Below are 10,576 nucleotides of genomic sequence, written 5' to 3'. Positions count from 1 at the left end.
AAGCACAAATTTACAAAAATACAAGTATGAAAGGATACTTTTTGTAAATTGAACGCTTAAAAGGACCAGCTAGCTGGCCCTCGATTTTATCAATGACTCATCCTGAATTGTGCCGATACATTTGATTCATACACAATGAAAAAATACGCCACGCTATCTCAGGACGAGTCTGAAACCCGTCGTTAAACTTAACCATGTACCTCACGAAACGTTCTGAATTCAGGCTGGCGAATGGTCGTTGAAAGCGCCAGCGAAAGAATCAGCAAGGCGAAAATGACGTAGAAGGTTACATAGAAGCCGCCAAACAGTGAGGCGATAATCGAGCCGCAAATACTACCGATACCAAACCCGAGGTAAATCACACCGTAGTTTTTCGCCAGGTTATTAAGCCCGAAGAACTCACTAACCAGTGACGGGAAGACGGTAATGGTGCCACCGAAGTTAAAGGCCACACAGGCAATCGCCGCAAAGAATGTCAGCGCATTGAGTGGAGCAAACAACAGCGCTGCCATACCCACCAGCGAAATCACCTGACCAATGGTGATGACACGAATACGGGCAATTTTGTCAGACAGAATGCCCAGCACCAGACGACCAGAAAGGTTAGCAATAGAAATAACCGTCACTGCGTTAGCTGCTGATACTGCATCAAGATGCGCCAGGCTCTGGGCGATATCTTTCGCCACACCAATGACATACAAACCGCTCATACAGGCAGTCAGGAACATCACCGCCAGCATCCAGTATTGCGGTTTACGCATCGACTCTGCCAGAGTGAAATCATTTTCCACCACGCCATTATGGGTTTTGACTTCCTGCTTCGGCGCGTCTTTCATTAAGGTTGCGCCAAAGACAATCATCACCAGCACAATCGCGCCCCAAATCAGAAAGGTTTTTTCCAGACCGACCGTCTCCAGCAGATGCGAGTCGATAAATTTGAATCCCAGGCTACCCAAACCATAGGAACCAATGGCGAACGCGGAGATCAAACCTTTACGCTCCGGGAACCACTTCACGCAGTTAGAGAGCGTCAGCAGGTAACCCGCGCCATCTGCCAGACCGACCAGCACACCAGCGCTCAACCACAGCATCATCAGACTGTTGGAATGCGCGGTAAGGAAGAAACCCAGCCCCAGTAAAATGCCGGACGCCATAGTGACGCGTTTTACGCCAAAACGTTCCTGCAACTTACCAGCCACAGAAGATGAGATAGCCAGTCCCAGACTCAACAGGCCAAAGGAGAAAGCGACCTGGCTTATCGGCGCATCCAGCTTGGCGGAAAGCGCGCCGTTAAACAGGCTCCAGGTATAAACCGAACCCAATGCAAACTGGGTAATGATAGTACCAATGAGTGTCAGCCAGCGGGTACGCTGATAGTTTGAAGGTGTCATGGCAGTATTCCTGCATTAATAAAAAGGAAAATTCTCTGCTGACAACCATAACGAAGTGCATTTTATGCCAGGGGGAAAACGGCATGAAATGCCATCAGAACGGAATGAAATGCCTCAGTTCAGGAATGAATGACGTGACAAACATTCACAACAATAATTATTGAGTCAGTTAGCACCCACTATCAATACAATGATTGTTATAACCGATCCCGCATTGTAAAAAACAAGTTAAAACCTGGCACTAACCCCCATAGTATACAAATAATCACTATTATTGGCGCTGTTCTCTGCCTGGGATAACGCAGCATAAGCGGCAATATGTTGGTTAAGCAGCATATCGGCGCCTACGGTCACATCAAGCCAGTTGCCGTTCTGATTTGTCGCCGTCATGCGACTCAGGCCTGATTGAGCCTTCCAGAGATTCTCACCAAATTGCTGGTTGTAGCTGATTTGCGCCCAGGGGCGGAAATCGCCAAGTCGGGAATCAACACGCCAGCCCAACGTACTGACGCTGGCATGCCATAACGGATCGGTCAGTGTTGCAGTGCTGTCGCCAAACTCGTTATACATCGAAGTGGTCGTTCCGTCGTAATGCAATGCGGCGACCGGGCCTGTTGTAACGTGTTCATATAAAGGGAAGTTCCAGCCCATACTCATGCTGCTGGTTACATCCGCGGGAGTTTCTTCCGCCAGATTAACTTCCAGTCCCTGCGCCCTTTGGCTACTTTGAATACGTTGCGACAAAATATCGTTGTAATCAGGTTGGTGATCACTATCCCAGGTATAACGCTCTGTGGTATGTCCTGGCTGCGTATCAACGATATATTCTTGTTGCCAGGCGTAAGCTGTGTTGAGAAAAAAAGAACTGATTACCACGCTCGCCAGCAGACTTAGGGGCCAGCGACCACCGCATTTTTTTATGATCATTAACACGACTCCAGGGGAGAGCCGAATTCGGCATTATTATTGTCATTGTATGAAGGATATCAGGCATATTAGTCCTGTATTAAATATTGACTTTTTCGCCGGTGCGTCAAGAAAAGCAGGTGAAATTTTTACGAACAGGTGCATAGGGAGGGAAAGTATGGAACGTTGCGGCTGGGTGAGTCAGGACCCGCTTTATATTGCCTACCACGATGAAGAGTGGGGCGTGCCTGAAACTGACAGTAAAAAACTGTTCGAAATGATCTGCCTTGAAGGGCAACAAGCTGGGCTGTCCTGGATTACCGTCCTCAAAAAACGTGAAAATTATCGCGCCTGTTTTCATCAATTCGATCCCGTGAAGGTCGCTGCAATGCAGGAAGAGGATGTTGAAAGGCTGGTGCAGGACGCCGGAATTATCCGCCATCGCGGGAAAATCCAGGCCATTATTGGCAATGCGCGCGCATACCTGCAAATGGAACAGAACGGCGAACCATTTGCCGACTTTGTCTGGTCGTTCGTAAATCATCAGCCGCAGGTGACACAAGCCACAACGTTGAGTGAAATCCCCACATCAACGCCCGCCTCCGACGCGCTTTCTAAAGCATTGAAAAAACGCGGTTTTAAATTCGTTGGATCAACGATTTGTTACTCCTTTATGCAGGCATGTGGGCTGGTGAATGATCATGTGGTTGGCTGCTGTTGCCATCCGGGGAATAAAGCATGATTAGACAAGCACAACGTTCGGAACTGCCCGCAATCCTTGAACTGTGGCTGGAAAGTACAACCTGGGGACATCCCTTTATAGAAGAAAGTTACTGGCGTGACTGCATTCCGCTGGTGCGTGATGCATATCTTGCCAACGCGCAAAACTGGGTATGGGAAGAAAACGGTGAATTTCTCGGTTTTGCCAGCATTATGGAAGGGCGGTTTCTGGCAGCAATGTTTGTCGCACCGAAGGCTGTCAGACGCGGTATCGGTAAGGCTTTGATGCAACATATGCAACAGCGCCATCCTCATTTATTGCTGGAGGTTTACCAGAAAAACCAGCCAGCAATAAGTTTTTACCATGCGCAGGGTTTTCAAATTGTCGACTGCGCATGGCAGGAGGAAACCCAACTCCCTACCTGGATTATGGATTGGCAGGCGGATCAAACGCTGTAAGTTTAAGTTCAGGCCCCGTGTATTTTTCCAGCCACGCCAGCGCCGTGTTACCCGCACAACCATTACCCAGCCGCGAGCTTGGGAAGTCTTTGGTCAGCACATTCACCGCGCCATTTTTACAAATGCCGCCAGCAGTAAAATCCAGATCTGGCCATGCCCCTTCGTGAATGCAAATCACACCAGGCCTGATGCCTTCACTAATCACCGCTCCGGCAAGAATTTGCCCGCGCGAGTTCCACAACCGAACAGTATCGCCATCTTGTATGCCGCGTGCCTTTGCATCGTCAGGATGAATGGTGACAGGCTCACGGTTTGCCACCGCATACAATTCACGAAGTGAACTGTAATTCAACTGACTGTGCAGGCGATGCGCCGGATGGGCTGAAAGTACCTGCAACTGCTCTGCTTCGGCGTTGCCCCACCACTCATCGGGTTCCAGCCACATCGGATGGCCTGGACAATCCCGATAACCGTAATCCGCAATGCGCTGCGAGAAGATCTCAATCTTACCACTGGTCGTCTTTAATGGGTGTGCCTGCGGGTCGCGGCGAAAATCCGCGAAACGGATAAACCGCTTGCTGTCTGGATTTTCTGGCATCTCAATTAACTGATTGGCTTCCCAGAACTCGTCAAACGGCGGTATTTCAACCTGCTGATTTTCTCCACGCTGCCGCGCAACGTTATAGAACGTTTCCAGCCATTGCAGCTCACTCTTCCCTTCCGTAAACCGGGCATAGCCGCCCTTCTCCCAGCGCTCACTTAACTCAGCAAAAACATCAAAATCATTACGCGCTTCACCACGCGGTGGCACCACTTGCTTCATCGGCACCAGATGTTGATTGCTGTAATCGCCGGTCATAGTGAGATCGTTACGCTCAAACGACGTAGTCGCGGGGAGGACGATATCGGCATGTTTCGCCGCCGCCGTCCAGAAACATTCCGATATCACCACCAGCTCCGGTTTTTGCCAGGCGCGAATCAGACGATGAGTATCCTGATGATGGGTGAAGTTAGCGCCGCCCGCCCACCAGATAAAACGAATATCCGGGAAATGTCGGTTCATGCCGTTGTGTTGATACGCGCCGCCAGGGTTTTCTAATGCTTCGACAATGCGGGCTACGGGGATTTTATCTACCGCATCGGTGCCACCCGGCAAACTGCCCTGCATGGAAGGCAGCACCGCAGCGCGGCGGGTCGGGTTGCCGCCATTAGCAAAATGGTAAGAAAGACCAAAACCGCCACCGGGCGTGCCGATTTGCCCTAACATTGCCGCCAGCGTGACTATCATCCAGTGTTTTTGCTCACCAAACTGCTGGCGCTGCATTCCCCATCCAGCCATCAGCATAGTGGTATTTTGGTGGAAAATAGCTGCCAGCTCGCGGATTTTCTCTGCGCCAACACCGCAAATCTCCGCGGCCCATTCGGCATTTTTTGCAATGCCATCACTCTCGCCCAACAAATAAGAGGCGAAGACGTCATAACCTGTGGTGCAACGCGCCAGAAATGCCTCGTCGTGCCAGCCGTTTTCCACCAGCGTGTGAGCTATCCCCAGCATCAGCGCCACATCAGTCCCCATATGCGGAGAGACCCATTCCATTTTATCGCCAAAGAAATCGACGGTTTCCGATCGCATTGGATCAATGCAGATCAGCTTTTTCCCGCTGTCACGCAGTGCGGCAAAGTAAGAAAGTCCCTGCTCATCGGACGCATTCCACGCAATTTTCAGCGTGTTTAATGGGTTAGCACTCCACAGCACCACCACGTCGCTATTTTCCAGCACCAGAGGCCAGCTAGTCTGCTGCTGATAGACTTCGCTGCCACCCACGATATACGGCATGATCGCCTGTGCCGCGCCGGTTGAATAATCGCCCAGATGGCCGGTATAACCGCCTGCCAGCGCCATATAGCGTTGTAACAAGGTTGACGCTTTATGCAGCACACCGTTTGAACGCCAACCGTAGGAACCGGCAAAAATCGATGCCGGACCATAAGCCTCACGAATGCGTTTATGCTGATGGTGGATGAGATCCAGCGCCTCATCCCAACTCACACGAACAAATTCATCCTGCCCGCGAACGCCTTGTGGTTTTTCTGGCGATGCGAGGAAACCTTTGCGCACCATCGGAAATTGCACTCGCGTGTTGCTATGAACCTGGTCACGAACCGCGCTCTGCAAGGAATTTTCCATTTCTGTGGCTAACGCACCACGCGAGCTGAAGACTGTTTCACCGTCGGTTTCAACCAGCATGGGCCCCCAGTGGGCGGCAGTAAGAACGGAATAACGTGAGGATGAGATGGCCAAACCGAAGGCTCCTGAAAGGTTAGATGTATTGAGCAGTTAAATATTACTTACAAATTTCCGAGTATTCCCAGGAATAATCTTCATGTTCACACGGCATAATCTCCCGCCACGAAACCCGTGACCAAGAATAAAAAGGTTATTAAGGATTAACAATGAAGAAACGTGTTTATCTTATTGCTGCCGTAGTCAGCGGCGCTCTGGCGGTATCTGGTTGTACAACTAACCCTTACACCGGCGAACGCGAAGCAGGTAAATCTGCTATCGGTGCAGGTCTGGGCTCTCTCGTTGGCGCGGGTATTGGCGCTCTCTCTTCTTCGAAGAAAGATCGCGGTAAAGGTGCGCTGATTGGCGCAGCGGCAGGTGCGGCACTGGGCGGCGGTGTTGGTTATTACATGGATGTGCAGGAAGCGAAACTGCGTGACAAAATGCGCGGCACAGGCGTTAGCGTAACCCGCAGCGGAGATAACATTATCCTCAACATGCCGAACAACGTGACCTTTGACAGCAGCAGCGCCACCCTGAAACCAGCAGGTGCTAACACCCTGACCGGCGTTGCAATGGTGCTGAAAGAGTACCCGAAAACGGCGGTTAACGTGATTGGCTACACCGACAGCACTGGTGGTCACGACCTGAATATGCGTCTGTCCCAGCAGCGTGCTGATTCCGTTGCCAGCGCATTGATCACCCAGGGCGTGGACGCCAGCCGTATTCGTACCCAAGGTCTTGGCCCGGCTAACCCAATCGCCAGCAACAGCACCGCAGAAGGCAAAGCCCAAAACCGTCGCGTAGAAATTACGTTAAGCCCGCTGTAATCACTGTCATGCCAGGTGACGAAGAAATCACCTGGCATTCTTCGGTTTTCCTGCTTCATTTTTCAGGCTAAGGTGATCGCCTTATCAGTGAATGGAGAGAAGAATGAAGCCGTCCGTTATCCTCTACAAAGCCTTACCTGATGATTTACTGCAACGCCTGCAAGAGCATTTCATCGTTCACCAGGTGGCAAATCTCAATCCACAGACCATCGAACAAAACACGGCGATTTTTGCCGAAGCTGAAGGTCTACTGGGTTCAAATGAGAATGTTGATGCCACGTTGCTGGAAAAGATGCCGAAACTGCGTGCCACTTCAACTATCTCTGTCGGCTATGACAATTTCGATGTCGATGCGCTTAATGCCCGGAAAATCCTGCTGATGCATACGCCAACCGTATTAACGGAAACAGTAGCCGATACGCTGATGGCGCTGGTGCTGTGTACCGCGCGTCGGGTTGTGGAAGTCGCGGAGCGCGTAAAAGCGGGCGAATGGACCGCCAATATCGGCCCGGACTGGTACGGCACTGATGTTCACCATAAAACACTGGGGATTGTCGGGATGGGACGGATCGGAATGGCGCTGGCGCAACGTGCGCACTTTGGCTTCAACATGCCAATTCTTTATAACGCTCGTCGCCATCATAAAGAAGCTGAAGAACGCTTTAACGCCCGCTACTGTGATCTGGATACATTGTTACAAGAATCAGATTTCGTTTGCCTGATCCTGCCGCTAACTGAAGAAACTCATCACCTGTTTGGCGCTGAACAATTCGCCAAAATGAAATCTTCCGCCATCTTCATTAATGCAGGGCGTGGGCCGGTAGTTGACGAAAATGCACTGATTGCCGCATTACAGAAAGGGGAAATTCACGCCGCCGGGCTGGATGTCTTCGAACAAGAGCCATTGCCCGTAGATTCACCGTTGCTATCAATGACCAATGTCGTTGCAGTACCGCATATTGGTTCGGCCACTCATGAGACGCGTTATGGCATGGCTGCCTGTGCCGTGGATAATTTGATTAATGCGTTGCTGGGGAAGGTTGAGAAGAACTGTGTGAATCCGCACGTCGCGGGCTAAGCCGCGACTGCGTAGATAAAAGCCCGATAACTTCTCGGGCTTTTACCGTTTATTGGGTTGCAGTTACTGCTGCGGTCCAGGCCTGATTAAACGCCTGATGCTGTGCCGGTAATGGCGCGATCAGTTTGTTATATTCACTTGCCTGCTGGGAAGTCGGGAACTGAATGCCGTTCGATACAAAGCTCACCTGAGTACCTTGCTGAGCAATGTAGTCTCCAACCATCACCAGTTGTTGCGTGAAGGTTTGTGCCGCTGGAATCAGAGGTTGCAAGGCATCGGCCGGAGTAGTCACCACTTTAGTGAATGCCTGATCAAAGACCGGTTTCAGATCGTCAGCTTGTTTTAGCGCAGAGTGCGCGGCATCTGCCTGCAACTTCGCATTTTGCAATTGTTGCGCCAGTACGCCCAGAGAACCGTTCATTTCACGCAGTGGACCACTTTGCGTGACGTAATCCTGCGGTACACGAATCGCGTTAACGCTGTCTACAACCGGACGCAAACCGGAATCCATCGCCTGATTAACCTGTTGGGAATAGCCATACAGGATCGCGTAATCAGAGACAAAAGGACCAAATTGTTTTTTCTGATCGGCAGTCAGGGTTGGTAGACGTTCACCGCTACGCATCACAGTATTCTGCAGGAAGTCGATAAACGCTTTACGCTGATCGCCTTCTTTATCAAAACACCCACTCAGGCTAACTACCATTAATAACGCCGCAAGAGGCGCAAACCAGCGAGAGCAGGACTTTCCTGTCGCCATTTTCTTACTCCTTTCACCCAAAAAAAGCGCACAACGACACACGCGTGTCTGACGCAGACAAGGATAGTCCAGGACAGGCCTACAGGATACCCTTTATGTATAATCTTCCTGGGAAAATGATGGAGAAAATGAAGTAAGGTTAATTTGTTGTTTCATTGTTAAAAATTGATATTGCCATTGTGTTTTTGTTGCCAGGACTTTCCTTCTCGTTGGGAGGCCAGATTTTCGAAATCTTTACAAATCACGGCCAGTACGAGATATATCTGCATATATCAGATCGTTAGGTGACTATAAGTCACGGTGACTGACGGGCTGAATCGAATCACACTCAAAGCATGTCTAACTTCTCCCCGCTATGCCTGTTTTCCCGACTATTCTTAATAAGCTTCGATGAAATTCACGATCCCGCAGTGTGATTTGAGGAGTTTTCAATGGAATATAAAGATCCAATGCATGAGTTGTTGAGTAGCCTGGAACAGATTGTTTTTAAAGATGAAACACAGAAAATTACCCTGACACACAGACCAACACCTTGTACCGAAATTGAGCAATTACGCAAAGGGACAGGGTTAAAAATTGATGATTTCGCCCGGGTTTTGGGCGTATCTGTTGCCATGGTAAAGGAATGGGAATCCAGACGCGTGAAGCCTTCCAGTGCCGAACTAAAACTTATGCGCCTGATTCAAGCCAACCCGGCATTAAGTAAGCAGTTGATGGAATAGGTTTTTATTCCCTTTTTTGATGATGACGGTCCTGCTGACAGGGCCGCTTTCTGAACGATTAATCATAAATTTGAAAAATAAATGTTGCATCACCACCCAATGCGTGGCTTAATGCACTCAACGGTTTGACGTACAGACCATTAAAGCAGTGTAGTAAGGCAAGTCCCTTCAAGAGTTATCGTTGATACCCCTCGTAGTGCACATTTCCTTTAACGCTTCAAAAATCTGTAAAGCACGCCATAACGCCGAAAGGCACAATTAATTATTAAAGGTAATACACTATGTCCGGTAAAATGACTGGTATCGTAAAATGGTTCAACGCTGACAAAGGCTTCGGCTTCATCACTCCTGACGATGGCTCTAAAGATGTGTTCGTACACTTCTCTGCTATCCAGAACGATGGTTACAAATCTCTGGACGAAGGTCAGAAAGTGTCCTTCACCATCGAAAGCGGCGCTAAAGGCCCGGCAGCTGGTAACGTAACCAGCCTGTAATCTCTGCTTAAAAGCACAGAATCTAAGATCCCTGCCAATTGGCGGGGATTTTTTTATTTGTCTTGGACTGACCCCATAAAGTTGGACAGTTCATGTTAAGCGGCTTTCAGGGGCTGGGTTCGGTATTCTACCGGACTCAGGCCTTTTAATTTCAGGCTGATCCGCTCGTTGTTATAATAATGGATATAGTCCTCTATCGCCTTCCTCAGTTCATTCAGTCCGGCATGCCTGTCCACTCGCTTCAGGGCATTCATATTGTGATACCACGTACTGCGGGACATACCCGCTGCACGCAGAAGATCACCGAGCGCATGCTTAAGCCTTAGCTCACTGATTATCCGGGCTTTCTGCCGTTTTTCTCGCTTTGAACTAAGGCCTTCAGCTTTTTTAGATAGGCATTCTCTGCGCGAAGGTAACGGGGTTCCGCCCACAGTTCTTCGGGAGATAACTTTTCCAGTTCTGCATCGGTAATTGGAGGTGTTTTTTGAGGTTTTGTCATGTCCTTGCTCCGACCTGGTTTTATGTTCAGAAGTCCTTCTTCACCGGTGTCTTTGTAAACCTTCACCCAGTGCCGGACCACGGATTCATTTGAGATATTAAACCGTGCGGCGGCCTCGCGCATGGTAAGTTCTTCACTCAGAGCCTTCAGAACAACCGTCAGTCGAAACTCAGGAGAGTAGCGGTCATTTTTCCATGTAATACCATCAATACCGTGGAGTTGCCAGGCTCTTACCCAGCGTCGCACAAATGTTTCTTCAACACCAAAACGTTCAGCGGTACGACGTGCGCCATCGTGTCCGGCAAGATAATGATTAACGACAGCTAATCTGGTTTCGAGAGAATATTTTGGCTTTGCCATAAAAAACTGCACCTTAATCAGTTGGGTGTCCAACTTTTGGGGTGCAGTCCATCTGGCAGGCTTTTTACTAAAG

At 49.7% G+C, this 10,576-nt stretch carries 11 protein-coding genes and 1 pseudogene; 6 read left to right on the top strand and 6 right to left on the bottom strand.

Annotation, left to right across the window (positions count from 1 at the left end; translation table 11 throughout):
• Positions 1-188: 188 nt before the first annotated feature.
• Both A9587_RS14825 and A9587_RS14820 read right to left on the bottom strand, forming a co-directional pair.
• A complete protein-coding gene (locus tag A9587_RS14825) occupies positions 189-1,391 on the bottom strand; it encodes an L-lactate MFS transporter (protein ID WP_001517314.1) in 1,203 nt (400 codons plus the stop codon).
• A 228-nt stretch (positions 1,392-1,619) separates the two neighbouring features.
• A complete protein-coding gene (locus A9587_RS14820) occupies positions 1,620-2,318 on the bottom strand; it encodes an autotransporter outer membrane beta-barrel domain-containing protein (protein WP_105263526.1) in 699 nt (232 codons plus the stop codon).
• 157 nt (positions 2,319-2,475) lie between these two features.
• On the opposite strand from A9587_RS14820, the gene tag reads away from it, so the two are divergent.
• Together tag and A9587_RS14810 are read left to right on the top strand one after the other, a co-directional pair.
• Positions 2,476-3,039 carry a DNA-3-methyladenine glycosylase I gene (tag, locus tag A9587_RS14815; RefSeq protein WP_000438929.1) on the top strand — a complete coding sequence of 188 codons (564 nt, stop codon included), beginning with the start codon at positions 2,476-2,478 and terminating at the stop codon, positions 3,037-3,039.
• On the top strand, positions 3,036-3,476 hold the full coding sequence (locus A9587_RS14810) for an N-acetyltransferase (RefSeq protein ID WP_016249337.1): 441 nt from the start codon (positions 3,036-3,038) through the stop codon (positions 3,474-3,476). Before tag ends, A9587_RS14810 begins: the two co-directional genes overlap by 4 nt.
• Here the strand turns inward: A9587_RS14810 and bisC are convergent.
• Positions 3,445-5,778, bottom strand: coding sequence for a biotin sulfoxide reductase (gene bisC, locus A9587_RS14805; RefSeq protein WP_105263525.1), 2,334 nt, complete (start codon positions 5,776-5,778; stop codon positions 3,445-3,447). The two genes, A9587_RS14810 and bisC, sit on opposite strands and share 32 nt — an antisense overlap.
• A gap of 152 nt (positions 5,779-5,930) precedes the next feature.
• Here bisC and A9587_RS14800 point away from each other — a divergent pair, with 152 nt between their 5' ends.
• Both A9587_RS14800 and ghrB read left to right on the top strand, forming a co-directional pair.
• Positions 5,931-6,590, top strand: a complete 660-nt coding sequence (locus tag A9587_RS14800; protein WP_000747625.1) for an OmpA family lipoprotein — start codon at positions 5,931-5,933, stop codon at positions 6,588-6,590.
• A gap of 103 nt (positions 6,591-6,693) precedes the next feature.
• Positions 6,694-7,668: a glyoxylate/hydroxypyruvate reductase GhrB gene (ghrB, locus tag A9587_RS14795; RefSeq protein ID WP_105263524.1), complete on the top strand. Its 975-nt coding sequence runs from the start codon at positions 6,694-6,696 to the stop codon at positions 7,666-7,668.
• Between the two features lie 49 nt (positions 7,669-7,717).
• On the opposite strand, the gene A9587_RS14790 is transcribed toward ghrB, so the two are convergent.
• Positions 7,718-8,428, bottom strand: a complete 711-nt coding sequence (locus A9587_RS14790; RefSeq protein WP_000190515.1) for a DUF3053 domain-containing protein — start codon at positions 8,426-8,428, stop codon at positions 7,718-7,720.
• Between the two features lie 431 nt (positions 8,429-8,859).
• Here A9587_RS14790 and A9587_RS14785 point away from each other — a divergent pair, with 431 nt between their 5' ends.
• Positions 8,860-9,150 (top strand): HTH-type transcriptional regulator, encoded by a 291-nt coding sequence (locus tag A9587_RS14785; protein ID WP_001517320.1) that lies wholly within the window; start codon positions 8,860-8,862, stop codon positions 9,148-9,150.
• Positions 9,151-9,431: 281 nt separating this feature from the next.
• On the top strand, positions 9,432-9,644 hold the full coding sequence (cspE, locus tag A9587_RS14780; protein WP_000014594.1) for a transcription antiterminator/RNA stability regulator CspE: 213 nt from the start codon (positions 9,432-9,434) through the stop codon (positions 9,642-9,644).
• 95 nt (positions 9,645-9,739) lie between these two features.
• On the opposite strand, the pseudogene A9587_RS14775 reads toward cspE, so the two are convergent.
• Positions 9,740-9,841: pseudogene (locus A9587_RS14775) on the bottom strand (IS3 family transposase); the annotation flags it as partial.
• Between the two features lie 137 nt (positions 9,842-9,978).
• Complete coding sequence (locus A9587_RS14770) at positions 9,979-10,503, bottom strand: helix-turn-helix domain-containing protein (protein ID WP_105263523.1); 525 nt, start codon at positions 10,501-10,503, stop codon at positions 9,979-9,981.
• Between the last annotated feature and the right edge of the window lie 73 nt (positions 10,504-10,576).

The sequence above is a fragment of the Escherichia sp. MOD1-EC6162 genome (assembly GCF_002965125.1).
Lineage (GTDB): Bacteria > Pseudomonadota > Gammaproteobacteria > Enterobacterales > Enterobacteriaceae > Escherichia > Escherichia marmotae.
Note: the sequence above shows the minus strand (reverse complement) of the source record. Positions and strands in the feature narration are given on the sequence as shown.

Excerpts from the sequence above, each read along its gene's own strand:
- A9587_RS14825 (WP_001517314.1), bottom strand. The coding sequence starts at position 1,391 with ATGACACCTTCAAACTATCAGCGTACCCGCTGGCTGACACTCATTGGT.
- A9587_RS14800 (WP_000747625.1), top strand. The coding sequence starts at position 5,931 with ATGAAGAAACGTGTTTATCTTATTGCTGCCGTAGTCAGCGGCGCTCTG.
- A9587_RS14810 (WP_016249337.1), top strand. The coding sequence starts at position 3,036 with ATGATTAGACAAGCACAACGTTCGGAACTGCCCGCAATCCTTGAACTG.
- A9587_RS14770 (WP_105263523.1), bottom strand. The coding sequence starts at position 10,503 with ATGGCAAAGCCAAAATATTCTCTCGAAACCAGATTAGCTGTCGTTAAT.
- A9587_RS14785 (WP_001517320.1), top strand. The coding sequence starts at position 8,860 with ATGGAATATAAAGATCCAATGCATGAGTTGTTGAGTAGCCTGGAACAG.
- cspE (WP_000014594.1), top strand. The coding sequence starts at position 9,432 with ATGTCCGGTAAAATGACTGGTATCGTAAAATGGTTCAACGCTGACAAA.
- ghrB (WP_105263524.1), top strand. The coding sequence starts at position 6,694 with ATGAAGCCGTCCGTTATCCTCTACAAAGCCTTACCTGATGATTTACTG.
- A9587_RS14820 (WP_105263526.1), bottom strand. The coding sequence starts at position 2,318 with ATGATCATAAAAAAATGCGGTGGTCGCTGGCCCCTAAGTCTGCTGGCG.
- A9587_RS14790 (WP_000190515.1), bottom strand. The coding sequence starts at position 8,428 with ATGGCGACAGGAAAGTCCTGCTCTCGCTGGTTTGCGCCTCTTGCGGCG.
- tag (WP_000438929.1), top strand. The coding sequence starts at position 2,476 with ATGGAACGTTGCGGCTGGGTGAGTCAGGACCCGCTTTATATTGCCTAC.